Raw genomic sequence first — 15957 nt, 5'->3', positions numbered from 1 at the left:
CGCTTGCGACCGTTGCGTGCGGCAAGGTGTCCGGCCCGGCGTGACGTCGGGCCGGCGGGTTGTCGTGTTCCGGGGTCCCGGCTCGGCGATCCCGCGTGGCCCACGCGGGTACCGGCGGACCTCTCAGCTGATCGCGTCGAGCAGCAGCCTCGCGGCCACCGCCGCTCCGTCGGTGCGGATCATGTCGGCCACGGCGGTCGCTCGTGCGCGGGCGCCGGAGGCGAGCGCCGTCCCGAGCGCGGCCGACAGGGACTCGAAGGTCGGAGTCGGACCGTCGTGTGCCGCGCCGATGCCGAGGTCCGCCACCCGGCCGGCCCAGTACGGCTGGTCCGCCGCCTGGGGCACCACCACCTGAGGCGTGCCGGCCCGGGTGGCCGTCGTCGTGGTGCCCGCGCCGCCGTGGTGCACGACGGCGGCCACCCGGCCGAACAGCGCCTGCTGGTTGACCTCGCCGACGACGAAGCAGTCGTCACGGTCGTCGACCAGGGCCAGGTCGGCCCAGCCACGGGCCACGACCGCGCGGCGGCCCTGTGCCCGGATCGCGTCGACGGCCGCCTGGGCGACGTCCGTCGAGGTGCGCATGGGCATGCTGCCGAAGCCCACGTACACCGGAGGCGTCCCGGCGTCCAGGAACGCCGTCAACTCGGCCGGGAGCGGGCGCACGTCCGGCAGGGTCCACGCGCCGGTCTGGACGACGTCGAGGTCCGGCGTCCGCTGCCACGGGTCCAGGGCCGGGTCCGTCGCCAGCCACGGCCGGTCGCCGATGACGTAGTCGCGGACGTCGTCCACCGGCGGCAGGCCGATGGAGGCGCGGTTCGTGTTGAGCGCCTCACCGAACAGCGTGTTGATGCTCTGGGCGTCCAGGTCCCACAGCTCCCGGTTGCCGGTCACGTCCGGCGGGAACGGACGGCCCGGATACGCCAGCGGCGCGCGGTGCGGCGACGGCAGGGTGAGCTGCTGGAAGGTCACGGACACGGAGCGGATGCCCAGCTTCTCCGCCACCGACAGCGCGCCGGCCGCGGCCGGCATCATGCCGGTCGCCACCAGCACGTCGCATCCCCCGGCCGCCGCGGTGACCGCGTCGAGCTGGCCGGCGATCAGCTCGGCCGCGCGCTGGGGCAGCGACGACGGCGACGGCGCCGCGGTCGTCAGCGCGCGCGCCGACCGGCCGACCGGCACCAGCGGTACGCCGACACCGGCCAACCGCTGCGCGAAGTCCTCGTCCGGCGGCGCGCACACCCGCACCTCCGCGCCGAGTTCCCGCAACCGCACCGCGAGTGCCACCAGCGGTTCGACGTCCCCACGCGATCCATAGGTCGACAACAACACACGCACTTCGCGACACCCACCCTCGTTTTCCGGCTTCGGCCGGCGATTCTGCGGCACGACGGGGGCCTTGCCGCAAGCCCCCCAGTGCGCTATACGTTGAGAGTGGAAAGGAGCGGGTGACCTCCTTTCCCTTTCTTTTTGTCCGTCCGACGCCGACGGGCGATGTCCTTTTCGCGCGTATTGCGCATATCGACTCCGCCGCCTGAGGGAACTGGCGGGAGCAAGCAGGACGGCACACAAGGCCCGCGTCCTGCCGAGGGAGTCTCGGAGGACGCGGGCCGGGGCCGGGTCAGGCCGGTGGTGGGGCGAGCAGCGGGCGCTGGGCCTTCTTGTGCTGCTCGTAGGCGGCGCGGGCCACGGTGGTCGACGGCAGTGCGGAGACCTCGGCGACCGGGACGTCCCACCAGGCGTCCGAGTCGGGTGCCGGCACCAGGGGGTCGGTCTCCACATGGACGACGGTGGTGCGCTCGGCGGCCAGCGCGGTGGCGAGCGCCTCGCGGAAGCCGTCCAGACCCTGGGCGCGGATGACGTCCGCGCCCAGGCTCGCCGCGTTGGCGGCCAGGTCGACCGGCAGGGTGTCGCCGTCCAGGTGCCCGGTGGCCGGGTCGCGGTAGCGGTAACGGGTGCCGAACCGGTCGGCGCCGACCGACTCCGACAGCGCGCCGATCGAGGCGTAGCCGTGGTTCTGCACCAGCACCACGACCAGCTTGAGGCGCTCGGCCACCGCCGTGGCGATCTCCTGAGCCATCATCAGGTACGAGCCGTCGCCGACCAGCACCACGACCTCGCGCTCGGGCGCGGCCATCTTCACGCCCAGCCCTCCGGCGATCTCGTAGCCCATGCAGGAGTAGCCGTACTCGACGTGGTAGCCCAGCGGGTCACTGGGGCGCCACAGTTTGTGCAGATCGCCCGGCATCGAACCGGCGGCGCACACCACCACGTCGCGCTCGCCCATGCCGTCCCGCAGCGCGCCGATGATCTCGCTCTGGGCGGGCAGCGGCCGGTGTCCGGCGGTGAAGGCGGCGTCCGCCACCGCGTCCCAGCCGCGGACCAGTCCGGCCGCGCGCTCACGCCACTCCGGGGCGGCCGACCAGCCGGACAGAGCGGCGCCCAGGGCCTGGATGCCCGCGCGGGCGTCCGCGACCAGCGACACCCCGGCCTGCTTGGCGGCGTCGAACGAGGCGATGTTGAGGTTGACGAAGGCCACCCGCGGGTCGGCGAACAGGGTGCGCGAGGCGGTGGTGAAGTCCTGCCAGCGGGTGCCGACGCCGATCACGACATCGGCCTCGCGGGCCAGGGCGTTGGCCGCGGCGCTGCCGGTGTGGCCGATCGCGCCGACCGCCGCCGGATGGCCGTGCGGCAGCGCGGCCTTCCCGGCCTGCGTGACCGCCACGGGAACGCCGGTGGCGGCGGCGAACTCCGCGAGCGCGGCGGTGGCGTCGGAGTGGATCACTCCGCCGCCGGCCACGATCAGCGGGCGCCGGGCACCCCGCAGCAGCCGCACCGCGGCTGCCAGTGACGCCTCGTCAGGTGCCGGGCGGCGGACGTGCCACACCCGGCGGGCGAAGAACTCCTCGGGGAAGTCCCAGGCCTCCGCCTGCACGTCCTGCGGCAGGCACAGGGTGACGGCGCCGGTCTCGGCCGGGTCGGTGAGCACCCGCACAGCCTGCACGGCCGAGGAGAGCAGTTGCTCGGGCCGCCAGATCCGGTCGAAGAACCGGGAGACGGGGCGGAAGGTGTCGTTGACGGTGATGTCGGCGGCGTACGGCTGCTCCAGCTCCTGGAGCAGCGGTGAGGCGGCGCGCGAGGCGAAGGTGTCACCGGGCAGCAGCAGCACCGGCAGCCTGTTGACGGTGGCCAGCGCCGCCCCGGTGACCATGTTGGTGGAGCCGGGTCCCACCGAGGCGGTGCAGGCCAGCGTGGAGAGCCTGCGCCGGGTGCGGGCGTAGGCCACCGCGGCGTGCACCATGGCCTGCTCGTTGCGGGCCTGGTAGTAGGTCAGGTCGTCGGGGCGTTCCAGCAGCGCCTGGCCGAGGCCGGCGATGTTGCCGTGGCCGAAGATGCCGAAGCAGCCCTCGATCAGCCGCTGTTCGACGCCGTCCCGCTCGGTGTACTGCCGGGCGAGGAACGCCACCAGCGCCTGGGCGGTGGTCAGTCGGCGTACCCGCCCGGCGGACGTGGTCGTGGTCATCGCGGGCCTCCCGCGTCGCAGATCGGCACCCGGGGGTCGGCGGCCTGGCCGTCCCACGAGGCGCGCACCCAGTGGTGGGCCGGGTCGTCGCAGCACGCCATGGTGCGCTGCGGATCGGGCCCGGCGAGCACGTTGAGGTAGTAGAGGGGATGCCCCGGAGCGGCCATCGAGGGGCCGTGGTAGCCCCGCGGGACGAGCACGACGTCGCCCTGCCGGACCTCCGCCAGCACGTCCACCCCGTCGACCCCGGCCGCGGCGGGCTCGTACACCCGCTGGTAGCCGAAGCCGTGCGGGCCGGGGCCGCCGATCTCGAAGTAGTAGATCTCCTCCAGCACCGCCTCTCCGGGACGTCGCTCGTCGTGCTTGTGCGGCGGATAGGACGACCAGTTCCCGCCGGGGGTGAGCACCTCGACGGCGACCAGGCGGTCGCACGGGAAGCCTTCGGGGGAGGCGAAGTTGTTCACCTGCCGGGTGGCGGGGCCCGCGCCGCGGATCTCGACCGGTACGGCCTCGGCGGGACCGTAGGCGGGCGCCAGCCGGCGCTCGCAGCGGGCCGCGGGGAGCGCGAACCGCCCACCGGCCGCCGAGTGCACGGTGAGCCGGGCGTCGCGCGGCGCGTAGGCGAAGTCGGTGACCCGGCTGAAGACGTCGGGGCGGCCGTCGAGTTCGAGGACGGTGCCGTCGATCTCCACGCGGCAGCCGCCGGACAGCGGCAGCACGATCATCTCGCTGTCACCGGTGTCCAGCGTCCGTGAGGCACCCGGTGCGAGGTCCAGGACGCGCAGCGAGCTGTAGGCCCATCCGGCGTCCCGCGGGGTGACGGTGAGGCGGAATCCGTCCGCCGCGGCGGTGCCGTCGGGCAGGTGCAGCCGACGGGACATCAGGACTCCCGGCCGAGCAGCGAGACGGCGGTGTCCACGGCACCGGCCACATCGCCGTCGGCGGGGAAGAGCATCGTACGGCCGATGATCAGCCCTCGGACGTGCTCGATGTCCAGCGCGCGCTGCCAGGACGCGTACATGGCGTCGGGGTCGCCGCCGCCCTCGCCGCCGAGGAGCAGGGTGGGCATGGTGGTGGAGGCCATCATCCGCTCCATGTCGGGGACGACAGGGACCTTCAGCCACGTGTAGGCGGAGGTGCGGCCGAGCGCGGAGGCGATGTTGTTCACCCAGATCTGCGCGTCGGCCTCCAGGATGTTGCGCACCTTGCCGCCCTCGCGCACCGACTTGAACGGTTCGATCAGGGCGAGCAGCCGGCGCTCCGCCAGTTCGTTCACGGCGGTGGCGGTCCCGCTGAGGGTCTCCGCGGTCCCCGGGTCGGCGGGGTCGACGCGCAGCAGCACCTTCCCGCCGTCCAGCCCCGCCTCCTCGATGCCACGGGCGTCGTAGCAGGTGAAGCGGTCGTCGAGTTCGAACGAGGCGCCGGGGATGCCGCCCCGGTTCATCGAGCCGAGCACCAGCTTGCCGTCGAGCGCGCCGAGCAGCGTCAGGTCCTCGACCAGGTCGGGCGTGCCGAGGAAGCCGTCCACCCCGGGGCGGGAGAGCGCCTCGACGCAGCGGGCCAGCAGCTCGTGCCGGTCGCCCATGGCGGTGGGGTTGCCGCCGGCGGCCACCGCGCCGCGGGCCGGGTGGTCGGCGGCCAGGATGAACAGCGGCCGGGCCAGGTCCGCGCTGTCGAACTTCGGGCGGGCGGCGGCGGCCCGGCGGATCGCGTCCGGGTCGGTGAGCCGGATCCGGGTGACCTCGGAGAGGTCACGGGCGACGGGGGCGGTGGCGAGGGTGGCGCTCAACGAGGTTCTCCGGTCGTGGTGGTGGCGACGGCGCGCGGGGTGGGGCGGCCGGTCAGCTCGGCGATCTCTTCGGGGGTGGGCATGGCGTCGGCGCAGGCGTGCCGGGAGGCGACCAGGGCCCCGGCGGCGTTGGCGGCGGCCAGGGTGTCGGCCAGGGGCTGTCCGGCCAGCAGTCCGGCGACCAGGGCGCCGCCGAACGCGTCGCCCGCGCCGAGGCCGTTCACCGCCTCGACGGGGATCGGCGGCACCTGTACGTCCTCGGTCGCGGTGCGCGCCAGGACGCCGTGCGGGCCCTGCTTGACCACGGCCAGCCGTACTCCGCGGGCGAGCAGCAGGTCGGCGGCCCGGTCCGGGTCACGGGTGCCCACCGCGACCTCGACCTCGTCGCGGTTGCCGACCGCGACGGTGGCGTGCTCCAGCGCCTGCGCGTACCGGGCGGGCGCGTCCTCGGGCCGGTCCCAGAACATCGGGCGCCAGTCCAGGTCCAGCACGGTGTCGGTGCCCGCGTCGCGTTCGGCGAGCGCCCGCAGTGTGGTGCCGTACGACGGCTCGGCGCACAGGCCGCTGCCGGTGGCCCACACGACCCGGGCACCGCGCAGCGCGGGCAGGTCCAGATGCTCGGGCAGCAGCCGCAGGTCGGGCGCGTCGGGCCGGTAGAAGTACAGCGGGAAGTCGTCCGGCGGGAACAGCTCGCACAGCACCACCGGGGTCTGGGAACCGGGCACGGTCACCACATGCCGGTCGTCCACACCGAAGCCGCGCAGCGCGTCACGGACGAACCCGCCCAGCGGGTCGTCGCCGACTCCGGTGACCACCGCGCTGCGCAGGCCGTGCCGGGCGGCGGCGACGGCCACATTGGTGGCGCTGCCGCCGAGGTACTTGGCGAAGGTGCGCACCGCGGCCAGGCCGACCCCGGTCTGCTGCGGGTAGAGGTCGACGCCGACCCGGCCCAGGGTGATCAGGTCGTACGTCACGCGGCGTCCTCCAGGGCCATCGACGCCCGGTCGACGTAGAGCGCGGCGTCGGCGCACTCGGTGACCAGGGTCGCGGGCCAGGAGGGGTCGTAGCCGCGGGCGGTGGCCAGGCGGCGCACCGCCTCGCGCTTGTGGGCGCCGTGGACGGTCATCACCGCGCGCCGGGAGTTGGCCACGATGGTGTGCACGCCGACGGTGACGCCGTGCCGGGGCACCTCGTCGAGGGACGCGAAGTCGGGGAAGGTGCCCATGTTGTCGACGCGGGTGGTGTCGGCGAGCTCCACGATCCGGCTGGTGCTGCGGCGTTCGGTGCCGGGCGGGTTGAAGGCGATGTGCCCGTCCGAGGCGCCGCAGGCCAGGATGAACAGGTCGATGCCGCCGGCCTCGGCCAGACGCCGCTCGTAGGCGGACGGGTCCGCGGGGTCGGGGAACCACACCGCGTCGGCGGGGATGCTCCGGGCGGGCCCGGCCGCGGTGTTGAGGGGGGCGACGATCTCCTCGGCGGCGAAGCGGTGGCAGCTGTTGTGCGCGCCGTGGTCGATGTCGTGGAAGCCGCCCGGCGCTTCGGGGTCGGGCAGGACGTACTCGTCCATCATGGCGATGACGACGTGCCGCAGGTCGAGCCCGCGTTCGGCGGTCAGTTCGGCGAGCGCCTCGTAGACCGGCTTGGGGCTGCGGCCGCCGGGGCAGCCCAGGACGTAGCGCCGGCCGGAGCCTGCTGCTTCCGCGATCCCGTCCGCGATCTCGCGGGCCAGCTCCGCGCCCAGCTGGGCGGGGCTGTCGAAGACGCGCGGGGGAAGGGGGGCCGACATGGATGTCACTCCTTTACGGCGCCGGCCAGCATGCCGCTGATCATGCGGCGCTGGAGGGCGATGTAGCTGATGAGTACGGGCAGGGCGACGATGACGGCGGCGGCCGCGGTGACGCCCGGGTTGCTGTTGCGCCGGTTGCCCGCGAAGAACGACAGGGCCAGCGGCGCGGTCTGCACGCTGCGGTCGTCCGGGACGAGGACCAGTGCCAGCAGGAACTCGTTCCACGCGAAGAGGAAGAGCAGGGTGGCGAGGGTGCCGATGGCGGGTGCGGCCATCGGCAGCAGGATCGAGCGCAGGGTGCGGAACCTGGAGGCTCCGTCGACCGCGGCGGCCTCGCGCAGCGCCGGCGGTGTGGACACGAAGAAGGTGCGCATCCAGAACACCGCGAACGGCAGCGACAGGCCGATCTGCGGCAGGATCAACGCCCAGTAGGTGTTGGTGAGATGCCAGGACCGGAGCTGGTAGTAGAGCGGGATCACGGTCGCCTCGTACGGCATCACCAGACCGATCAGCAGCAGTCCCAGGAGCAGTCCCTTGAGGGGGAAGGGGAAGGCCGCGAAGGCGTAGCCCGCGAGGACGGCCAGCACGATGGTGCCCACCACCACGGCGGTGGCCACGATCAGGCTGGACAGCAGGGCCTGCGAGAACAGTCCCCGGCTCCAGGCCTCGGAGAAGTTGTCGAGACTGATGGAGGTGGGGAGCGTGAAACCGCTCTGCCGGGTGCCGGGCTTGCTCAGCGCCAGCAGCACCACGGACAGGAAGGGGTACAGGGCGGCGATGGCGGCGACGGCCAGGACGGCGTGTCCGATGACGGTCTGGCGGCGGCTGGTGAGCATCCGTCAGCCCTCCTTTCCGCGCACCAGGCGCATGACGAGCCCGGTCACCACCAGCACCACGGCGGTCAGGCAGACGCTGATCGCGGCGGCGCCGCCCACCTCGTGGGTGAGGAAGGCACCCTGGTAGATGAAGACGCTGGGCACGGTGGTGGAGGTGCCGGGGCCGCCGGTGGTGGTGTTCCACACCAGGTCGAAGTTGCGCAGGGCGTAGGTGATGGTGAGGACCAGGGCGATGGACATCTCGCCGCGCAGCGCGGGCAGGGTGACGGTGAAGAACTCGCGGACCGGGCCGCAGCCGTCGATGCGGGCGGACTCGTACAGCTCGGTGGGGATCTTCTGGGTGCCGGCGAGGAAGAGCACCATGCACAGCCCGTACATCACCCAGGTGCCGACGAGGCCGACCGAGGGCAGGGCGGTGTGGTAGTCGCCCAGCCAGGCGCGGGCCAGGGAGCCGAGGCCGACGGCGCGCAGGGCGGCGTTGAGCGGGCCGTCGATGTCGTAGACCCACCGCCAGGAGACGGCGACCACGACGGTGGCCAGGATCTGCGGCAGGAACAGCACCGCGCGGAAGAAGCTCAGTCCGTGCACCCGGATGCGGGACATCAGGGCGGCGAGGAAGAGGCCGAGGGCGACCGGCAGCAGCGCGTAGAAGACCACGAACTCCAGCGAGTGGCCGATCGCGGCGGGGATACGGGTGTCGGACAGCAGGGCGCGGTAGTTGCCGAGCCCCACCCAGCGGCCCTCGGTGAGGCCGTCCCAGCGGAACAGGGAGATCCAGGCGGTCTGGCCCAGCGGCCGCAGCACGAACAGCGTGTAGACGATGGCGGCGGGCAGCAGGTACCAGAGGGCGGGCCAGTACTGGCGTCCGGCCCAGGCGCGCAGACCGTGCCGTCTCCGGTGGGCCGGTGGCTTGTGGCTGTCGTCGGAGCCCGGCGCGGGGGACGCGGGCTCGGTGGCGGTGGCCCGTCCGGAGAGCGGGGCCGCGGTCACGGGGTGCCTCCGGCGGCTGCCGCGTCCTGGCGCTGCTGCTTCTGGAACGCCAGCCAGTTGTTCTGCAGGCCCTCGGCGAAGCCGCGCGGGGAGGTGCGGCCGGCCAGCAGGTCCTGGGTCTTGGAGCCGATGGTGTCGAGCATCGTGGTGGAGGCCCAGTCGAGGTAGAAGTTCTGCCCGTCGTCGGCGAGCAGCTCGAGCCCGATGCTGTTGACCTGGTCGACGACCTCGCTGTCGGCCTTGACGGTGCCCTGGCCGGTGACCGGGGTGCGGCCGACGTCCGCGAGGGTCTGCGCGAACCGGTCGCTCATCAGCATGTCGAGGAAGGCGACCGCGGCGGGCAGGTGCCGGGTCTTGGAGCTGATGTGCCAGCCGAGGCCGAGCGAGCCGACCGTGGCGCGGGTGCCGTCGGGCCGGGTGGGCAGGGTGAAGCCGACATGGCCGTTCATGCTCTGCTGGAGGGCCGGCGCGTTCCAGGAGCCGGCGACCAGGAAGACGCCCTGGCCGTGGCTGAACTTGGCGACCGCGTCGTCGGAGCTGATGCCGTCGTAGCCGTTGCCGAACCAGCCGCGTTTCGCCCAGTCCTGCACGGTACGGGCCGCGGCCTCGGTGCCCTGGTCGGCGATGGTGGCGCCGGGGACCCCGCTGATCCACGACCGGATGTCGCGGCTGGGCACGTTCTGCGCCTGGACCAGGCCGATGACCTGGCTGGCGGGGTACTTCTCGGAGTTGCCCAGCATGATGGGCTGCTGTCCCGCGGCCTTGGCGCGGGCCAGCGCGTCGGTGAACTCGGCATAGGTCGTGGGCGGTTTGATGCCCAGCTTGGCCAGCTTGTCGGTGTTGTAGAACACGCCGACGTACTCGGTGGCGGGGGAGATGCCGTACAGGCTGCCGGAGCCGAAGACGGCGCCGTCGGGGGTCCAGCGGTACTGCTTGAGGGCGCCGTCGGTGAAGGTGTTCTCCCAGCCGTAGGCGCGCATCACGTCGTCCAGCGGGCGGATCAGCCCGGCCTTGACCAGCGGGCCGTCGGTGCCGTAGCCCTGGTTGCCCTGCACCAGGTCGGGCGCGTCGGTGCCGGACATCGAGTTGACGACGGTCTTCATCAGGTCGTCGAAGCCCTTGGTGACGACCTCGACCTTGACGTTGGGGTACTTCTTCTCGTACATCGGCACGAGCGCCTTGAGAGTGGCGTCCTCGCCCGAGTCGGCGAGCACACGCAGGGTGGTGGGCCCGGGCTTGGCCACCTCCTGGACGGTCACCGGCTGGGTGATCCGGGGTCCGGTGATGCCGGACGAGGCGGTGGTGCCGCCGGCTCCGGGGACACCGCACCCGGAGACCAGCAGCCCGGTCAGGGCCAGCCCCGCGGCCCCGGTCCAACGCAGCTTGTTCATCCTTGCTCCACTTCGGGCCCGCCCGCGGGCGGACCGGGAACGGCGCCCGGAAGGCACGGCGGTCGGGCCGCGCGCCCCCGGGGCAGCCGGGTGATCAGGAGTGGGCGGCCACCTTCGCGGCCAGCCAGGCGTAGTTGGCCGCCTGCTCGGCGGCGACCTGCGGGTACTGATCGGCGGGGGTCGGTGCCCGGTCCTGCTCGACCAGCAGCCAGTCGCGGTAACCGCCGCGCAGCAGTTCGGCCAGGAAGGCGTCGATGTCGACGTCGCCCTCGCCGAACGGCACGCACACGTCCGCCCACCACTCGTCGAAGTCGGTGCGGCCGGCGGCCTTGGCGTCGGCGAGCACGGCCATCCGTACGTCCTTGACGTGCACGTGGTTGATCCGCTCGCGCCAGGCCCGCAGGCACTCCACCGGGTCGCCGCCGGCCAGCTGGATGTGCGCGATGTCGATAGTGAGGCCGACCTCGGTCAGCTCCAGCAGCCGCTCGACCTCCCACGGCGACTCCACATAGGTGCTGATGTGGGGGTGGAAGGAGGGGCGCAGTCCGTAGGACCGGGCCATCGCCACCGCGCGCTCGGACAGCCGGGCCAGGCGCTCCCAGCCGGCCTCGTCCAGGGCCAGCGAGCGGTCGTCCCAGGAGCGGGCGGGGTTGTGCAGCAGGGTCTGGCTGCCCTCGTCGGCCAGGATGGCCAGCGGCGCCCGGTCGGCGGGGGTGCCCGCCGCCTCGGCGCACGCCGCCAGTTCGCGGCAGGTCTGTTCCATCCGGGCCAGGTCGTGCTCCACGACGTCGTCGCCGAGGGCGTAGTGCACGGGGATGTAGGCGCCGACGGCGGCCAGGCGGTGCTCGGTGAACAGTGCGGCGGTCTGCTCCGGCGTGCCGAAGAAGCCGGGCGGGCCGAGTTCGCTGCCGTGGTAGCCGGCCTCGGCCATGGAGGCCAGCAGGGCGCCGGGGGAGGAGCCGGGCCCGCCCGCGCCTTCGCCGTACACGCCGTAGCTCACCGGCGCGTTGCCGAACAGGATGCCGTCCGGCAGGCCGCCGGAGGGGTGCGTGCCAGGCGTCGTGGTGGGGTGCGTGGCGTAGACCGTGGTGGGGTTCACGGCGGAGCCCGTGGTGGGGCCGGTCATGCGACGGCCCCCTTCGCGGCCTCGCCGCCGACCGCGACGCCCGCCCGCGCGGCGAGCGCGGCGACCAGCGCCTGGAGGCAGCGCACGTCCTCGGCCGCCCCGGCGGCGCCGGAGCGGACCGGTGCCTCCCCGTGCACCGCGGCGGCGAATTCCTCCAGCTGGCGCACGAACCCGGTGTCGTAGCCGTGCCGCGCGGTGGTGTCGCGGCGCAGCGCGCCCTCGGCGCGTTCCACGCGCAGGGTGGAGCGCACGTCCACCAGGTAGGGCGCGGCCATGTCCAGGCGCAGCCGGCCGTCGCGGGCGAGTACGGCGATCTCCTCGCCGTACTCGGGGTGGTCCGGGAGCCAGTTCCAGTTGAGGACCAACTGGGCGCCGTCACCCAGGGGCGCGGTGGCCAGCAGGCACGGCGGTTCGCCCTCGACCGGCCACGGCCACAGCTGGGCGCTGTCGAATGCGGTGGGCAGGGTGAAGCCGAGCGCGCGCAGTACGGAGAGCTCGTGGATCACCGAGCCGTTCAGCACGTCCCGGTAGTAGCGGCCCAGCTCGGCCGGTACCTCGCCGAGGGCGTCCAGGGTGCGCGCGTCCTCGTAGGCGAGGGACTCGGCGATCACGGAGAGGTCCGCGTCGTCGGTCGGCGGGGCCAGCCGCAGATGCTCCACCTGCGGTTCGTCGGCGGGGTGCAGCACGGTGACCCGGACCGTGCGCGGGGTGTCCAGCTCGGCCAGCTCGGCCGCGGCGACCTCGGTGAGCGGGTCGTACATCTTCATGTAGCCGACCTGAAGCACCAGGCCCCTGGCCTCGGCGAGCGCGCCCAGTTCCTCGGCCTCGGCCACGGTCAGGCACAGCGGCTTCTCGGCGAGGACGTGCTTTCCGGCCTCCAGCGCGGCGCGTGCGGCCTGCGCGTGGGTGCCGGGCGTGGCCAGCAGTACGGCGTCGACGGTGTCGTCGGCCAGCACGCTCCCATAGCTGTGCGTGGCCCGTACGCCGACTCCGCAGCGGGCGGCCACCGCCGCCGCGCGGGAGGGGGACAAGTCGCACACGACCGTGGTCTCGAACAGCGCGCCCAGGCGCTGGACGGCGGGGAGGTGGACCGACTGAGAAATCGTTCCTGCGCCTATGACGGCGAGACGGACCGGTGGATGTGACGGCATCGAGGCTCCCTCGGCTCGGGTGCGGCGCGGTGTGCTGTCGCGGTCGCGGATGGGTGGTGTCGCGGGTGGTGGTGTCGGGGGCGTGCCATCGGGCCGGGCCCTGGGGCCTGTTGGAGGCCGGGGCCGGCGGTGGCCCCGTGCACCGGCACGCGGGCACACGCCGGGGGACGGAAGAGGGGCTTCCGAATTTCGGCGTGGGGGGATCATGGCGCACTTCAGTCCAGTCAGTCCAGTGTTTGGACCAGATTTTGATCTGGTCCATGAACTGGTTGCTCTGGTACGGTCCATGACCGTGACCACGCATGACGCAACGGCCTCACCATCCGTCCCCGCCCCCGCCACCGCCGCGACCGCAGGTCCGGCCGTCCAGCTCGCCCGCCGCGCACTCGGGCAATTGCTGGACCGCCGGGTATGGGCCCCGGGCAGCCAACTGCCCGGGGAGCGCGCACTGGCCCAGCGAGTCGGCGTCAGCCGCAGCAGCCTGCGCCAGGCCCTTGCCCTGCTGGAGGACGAGGGCCGGGTGCACTCCTCCCCGCAGCGCGGCTGGTTCGTCGCCACCGACGTGGTCAGCGAGCCGCCCAGCGTGCTGAAGAGCTTCACGGACATCGCCCGCGCCCGGGGCCTGACCGCGACCGCACGGCTGCTGCGCCGCGAGGTCCGCCCGGCCGGCTACGAGGAATCGGCCCGGCTGCGCATCGCACCCGCCGCCGACGTGCTGGAGATCGTCCGGGTGCGCGGCCTGGACGACGTACCGGTGTGCCTGGACACCACGGTGCTGGTGCGCTCCCGCGCTCGGGCACTGGAGGACGCCGACCTGACGGACCGTTCGCTCTTCGCCGAGCTGGAGGCCAGGGCCGGGGTGCGCGTCATGCACAGCACGTACACCGCGCGCGCCGACGGCGCCCAGCCCCTGGAGGCGGAGCTGCTGCGGGTGCCGCCGGGCACCCCGGTCCTGGTCGGCGAGGAGGTCACCTACGACCAGAACGACACGCCGGTGCTGCTCGGCCGTGCCGTGTACCGCGGCGACGCCTACCGCCTCGAAGCCACCCTGCACCGCAGCTCCGACTGAACCCACCGCATCCCAGGCGAAGGCCAACTCCCGTGAACACCAGCCCGATCCCGGCGCCCGCCGGGGATCCGTCCGGCCGTGCCGCCGTCGCGGCCCTGGACGTCGGCGGCACGAAGATCGCCGCCGGACTCGTCACCGCCGACGGCACCCTGCTGCACCGCCGTGAACTGCCCACCGCCACCGCCGCCGAGGGAGGACTGCGCGACCCCGGTCTGGCCGGCACGGCCCGGGCGGCCCGCGCCCTCCTCGACGACGCCGCCCGGCTGGGCATCACGGTGACCGCTCTGGGTGCCGGCTTTCCCGAATACGTCGACGCCGACGGCGTGTTGACCAGCCGTGAGGTACTGGCCTGGGACGTCCAGCCCGCCGCCGTACTCGCCGCCGAGGCCGCGCCCGGCCTGCCGGTGGCCGTCGGTTCCGACGTGCGCTGCGGGGCGCTCGGCGAGGCCCGGCACGGAGTCGGCCGCGACCTTCCCGACTTCTTCTACGTCTCCCTGGGCACGGGGCTGTCCTCCACCCTCGTTCTCGACGGGCGGCCCGTCGCCGGACGGCGCGGGGAGGCCATCGCCCTGGGGGAGTTGGAGGTCCCGGCCTCCGTGGACCCGGACTGGCGCGGAAACCTCGAACAGTACTGCTCCGGCCGCGGCATCGGCGCACGCCGCACCGCCTGCGGCGGCTCACCCGTACCGGGCGCCCGTGAGGTCACCGCCCTGGCCCGGTCCGGCGACCCGGCCGCGGCCCGGATCCTGACGACCGCCGGACAGGCGCTGGGCACGGTGCTCGGCCATCTCGTCCGCGTTCTCGACCCCTCGGCGATCGTGCTCGGCGGCGGGCTCGGCACCGGCGACGGACCGCTGCACACCGCCCTGCGCGAGGCCTACGCCCGCACCACCCGCACCCGCCCCGCGCCGCCGCCCGTCCACCGGGCCGCCCTCGGCCCGGACGCCGGCCTGATCGGCGCCGCGGCACTCCCGGCACTCAGGGGGCTCACGGCGTCGTTCTCCTGACGCCGCGTGCCGGCCTGTGACGCCGACAGCGGGCGGGGCGTGGACCGGAACTGCATCGGCCCACGCCCCGCTTGCCGGAGGAAGGAAACCGCTCAGCAGTACAGGTTGTTACCGGGGCTCACGCCGAGGATGGAGGCGAAACGCTGGTAGGCGTCCACGCGGCTCTGCACCTGGGCGGGATTCCTGCCGTCGCATTCCAGGGAGCCGTTGATCGAGCGGATGGTCTGCCCGAAGCCGGCGCCGTTGACCATGGCGGCGTGCGGGGTCATGGTGCCGGGACCCGACTGGGTGTTCCAGTACCACAGGCCGGTCTTCCAGGCCACGGACGCGTCGTTCTGCACCAGCCAGGGGTTGTTGAGCAGGTCGATGCCGAGCGCGTCACCGGCTGCCTTGTAGTTGAAGTTCCAGCTGAGCTGGATCGGCCCGCGGCCGTAGTAGGCCGCCTGCCCGGCGGGGCAGCCGTACGGCTGGTTCCAGTCGCAGTAGTGGGGGTAGTTGGCGGTGTTCTGCTCCACGACGTAGACCAGGCCGCCCGTCTCGTGATTGACGTTGGCCAGGAACGCGGCCGCCTCCTGTTTCTTGGTCGTGTCGCTGCCCGTACCGGCGAAGCCGGGGTAGGCGCTGAGCGCGGCGGTGAGGCCGCTGTACGTGTAGAAGGAGTTCCGGTTCGGGAACATCTGGTTGAACTGGGCTTCGGAGACGACGAATCCGGACGGGTTGCCACCGCCGCCGCTCGCGGGAGCGTTCCACTTCTGGTTGGCGCCTCCGGTGCAGGTCCAGATCTGCAGGCGGGTGCCGTTGGCGCTGTTGTTGTCCCGGACGTCGAGGCACTTGTTCGCGGCCGGGTTGACGATGTCGCGAGCGCCGGTGACGACCCACTGCTGGTTCGCCCCGCCGGAACAGTCCCACAGCTGGACGGCGGCTCCGTCGGCCGTACTGCGGTCGACGACGTCGAGGCACTTGCCGAGTGCCCGCAGGGTTCCGTCGCCGGAGTTGGACCACTTCTGCGCGTTCGTGCCGTTGCACTCGTAGAGCTGGACGGCCGTGCCGTTGGCGTTGCTCGCGGCGGCGACGTCGACGCACTTGCCCGCGAGGCCGGTGATCTGCCCGTCCGCCGCCCAGGCGGGCGAGACGCCGAACAGAGCGGAGAGTGCGAGAGCGAGCATCGCGCTGACCGTGAGCCTGGCCAGGGCTGAGCGTCTGCGGAGGCTGGTACCGGGGTGGGGGGTGGACATGAGGAGTGTGCTCCTGAGGAAGAGGTGATGGGGAGACGACGTGGCCGCCGGGCTCCA

General features: G+C 73.3%; 14 protein-coding genes. 2 read left to right on the top strand and 12 right to left on the bottom strand.

The features are described 5' to 3' along the window. Positions 1-123 precede the first annotated feature (123 nt). The 11 genes from ACWC91_RS28415 to ACWC91_RS28365 all read right to left on the bottom strand — a co-directional run bounded on the left by ACWC91_RS28415 (position 124) and on the right by ACWC91_RS28365 (position 12589). Entirely contained in the window at positions 124-1329 is a 1206-nt protein-coding gene (locus ACWC91_RS28415) for a glycosyltransferase (RefSeq protein WP_225078865.1), read from the bottom strand. Positions 1330-1618: 289 nt separating this feature from the next. Further along, complete coding sequence (gene iolD / locus ACWC91_RS28410; protein ID WP_450643588.1) at positions 1619-3520, bottom strand: 3D-(3,5/4)-trihydroxycyclohexane-1,2-dione acylhydrolase (decyclizing); 1902 nt, start codon at positions 3518-3520, stop codon at positions 1619-1621. After that, positions 3517-4401, bottom strand: a complete 885-nt coding sequence (gene iolB / locus ACWC91_RS28405; RefSeq protein ID WP_225078748.1) for a 5-deoxy-glucuronate isomerase — start codon at positions 4399-4401, stop codon at positions 3517-3519. The genes iolD and iolB overlap by 4 nt, the downstream gene beginning before the upstream one ends. Next, positions 4401-5309: a Cgl0159 family (beta/alpha)8-fold protein gene (locus ACWC91_RS28400; protein WP_450643589.1), complete on the bottom strand. Its 909-nt coding sequence runs from the start codon at positions 5307-5309 to the stop codon at positions 4401-4403. The genes iolB and ACWC91_RS28400 overlap by 1 nt, the downstream gene beginning before the upstream one ends. After that, positions 5306-6283, bottom strand: a complete 978-nt coding sequence (iolC, locus tag ACWC91_RS28395) for a 5-dehydro-2-deoxygluconokinase (RefSeq protein WP_225078750.1) — start codon at positions 6281-6283, stop codon at positions 5306-5308. Before iolC ends, ACWC91_RS28400 begins: the two co-directional genes overlap by 4 nt. Beyond that, entirely contained in the window at positions 6280-7095 is an 816-nt protein-coding gene (locus ACWC91_RS28390) for a 6-phosphogluconolactonase (RefSeq protein WP_225078751.1), read from the bottom strand. The genes iolC and ACWC91_RS28390 overlap by 4 nt, the downstream gene beginning before the upstream one ends. Before the next feature lie 5 nt (positions 7096-7100). Further along, the gene (locus ACWC91_RS28385) at positions 7101-7931 is read right to left on the bottom strand and encodes a carbohydrate ABC transporter permease (protein WP_225078752.1); all 831 of its coding nucleotides are present in this window, start codon (positions 7929-7931) and stop codon (positions 7101-7103) included. 3 nt (positions 7932-7934) lie between these two features. Next, positions 7935-8813, bottom strand: a complete 879-nt coding sequence (locus tag ACWC91_RS28380) for a carbohydrate ABC transporter permease (RefSeq protein WP_376503117.1) — start codon at positions 8811-8813, stop codon at positions 7935-7937. A 104-nt stretch (positions 8814-8917) separates the two neighbouring features. Continuing rightward, on the bottom strand, positions 8918-10312 hold the full coding sequence (locus ACWC91_RS28375; protein WP_450643590.1) for an ABC transporter substrate-binding protein: 1395 nt from the start codon (positions 10310-10312) through the stop codon (positions 8918-8920). Between the two features lie 94 nt (positions 10313-10406). Next, the gene (locus ACWC91_RS28370; protein ID WP_450643591.1) at positions 10407-11438 is read right to left on the bottom strand and encodes a sugar phosphate isomerase/epimerase family protein; all 1032 of its coding nucleotides are present in this window, start codon (positions 11436-11438) and stop codon (positions 10407-10409) included. Continuing rightward, on the bottom strand, positions 11435-12589 hold the full coding sequence (locus ACWC91_RS28365) for a Gfo/Idh/MocA family protein (protein WP_225078756.1): 1155 nt from the start codon (positions 12587-12589) through the stop codon (positions 11435-11437). Before ACWC91_RS28365 ends, ACWC91_RS28370 begins: the two co-directional genes overlap by 4 nt. Positions 12590-12881: 292 nt before the next feature. Here ACWC91_RS28365 and ACWC91_RS28360 point away from each other — a divergent pair, with 292 nt between their 5' ends. Both ACWC91_RS28360 and ACWC91_RS28355 read left to right on the top strand, forming a co-directional pair. Further along, a complete protein-coding gene (locus ACWC91_RS28360) occupies positions 12882-13658 on the top strand; it encodes a GntR family transcriptional regulator (RefSeq protein WP_450643592.1) in 777 nt (258 codons plus the stop codon). A gap of 32 nt (positions 13659-13690) precedes the next feature. Next, positions 13691-14665: an ROK family protein gene (locus ACWC91_RS28355; protein WP_450643593.1), complete on the top strand. Its 975-nt coding sequence runs from the start codon at positions 13691-13693 to the stop codon at positions 14663-14665. A 92-nt stretch (positions 14666-14757) separates the two neighbouring features. Here ACWC91_RS28355 and ACWC91_RS28350 read toward each other — a convergent pair whose 3' ends face one another. Further along, entirely contained in the window at positions 14758-15900 is a 1143-nt protein-coding gene (locus ACWC91_RS28350) for a glycoside hydrolase family 19 protein (protein WP_281155258.1), read from the bottom strand. Between the last annotated feature and the right edge of the window lie 57 nt (positions 15901-15957).

It is taken from the genome of Streptomyces sp. NPDC001204 (genome assembly GCF_053598035.1).
Note: the sequence above shows the minus strand (reverse complement) of the source record. Positions and strands in the feature narration are given on the sequence as shown.

What these genes read in the sequence shown, in the direction of transcription:
- iolD (WP_450643588.1), bottom strand. Translation starts at nt 3,520, where the DNA reads ATGACCACGACCACGTCCGCCGGGCGGGTACGCCGACTGACCACCGCC.
- iolB (WP_225078748.1), bottom strand. Translation starts at nt 4,401, where the DNA reads ATGTCCCGTCGGCTGCACCTGCCCGACGGCACCGCCGCGGCGGACGGA.
- ACWC91_RS28390 (WP_225078751.1), bottom strand. Translation starts at nt 7,095, where the DNA reads ATGTCGGCCCCCCTTCCCCCGCGCGTCTTCGACAGCCCCGCCCAGCTG.
- ACWC91_RS28385 (WP_225078752.1), bottom strand. Translation starts at nt 7,931, where the DNA reads ATGCTCACCAGCCGCCGCCAGACCGTCATCGGACACGCCGTCCTGGCC.
- ACWC91_RS28375 (WP_450643590.1), bottom strand. Translation starts at nt 10,312, where the DNA reads ATGAACAAGCTGCGTTGGACCGGGGCCGCGGGGCTGGCCCTGACCGGG.
- ACWC91_RS28370 (WP_450643591.1), bottom strand. Translation starts at nt 11,438, where the DNA reads ATGACCGGCCCCACCACGGGCTCCGCCGTGAACCCCACCACGGTCTAC.
- ACWC91_RS28365 (WP_225078756.1), bottom strand. Translation starts at nt 12,589, where the DNA reads ATGCCGTCACATCCACCGGTCCGTCTCGCCGTCATAGGCGCAGGAACG.
- ACWC91_RS28350 (WP_281155258.1), bottom strand. Translation starts at nt 15,900, where the DNA reads ATGTCCACCCCCCACCCCGGTACCAGCCTCCGCAGACGCTCAGCCCTG.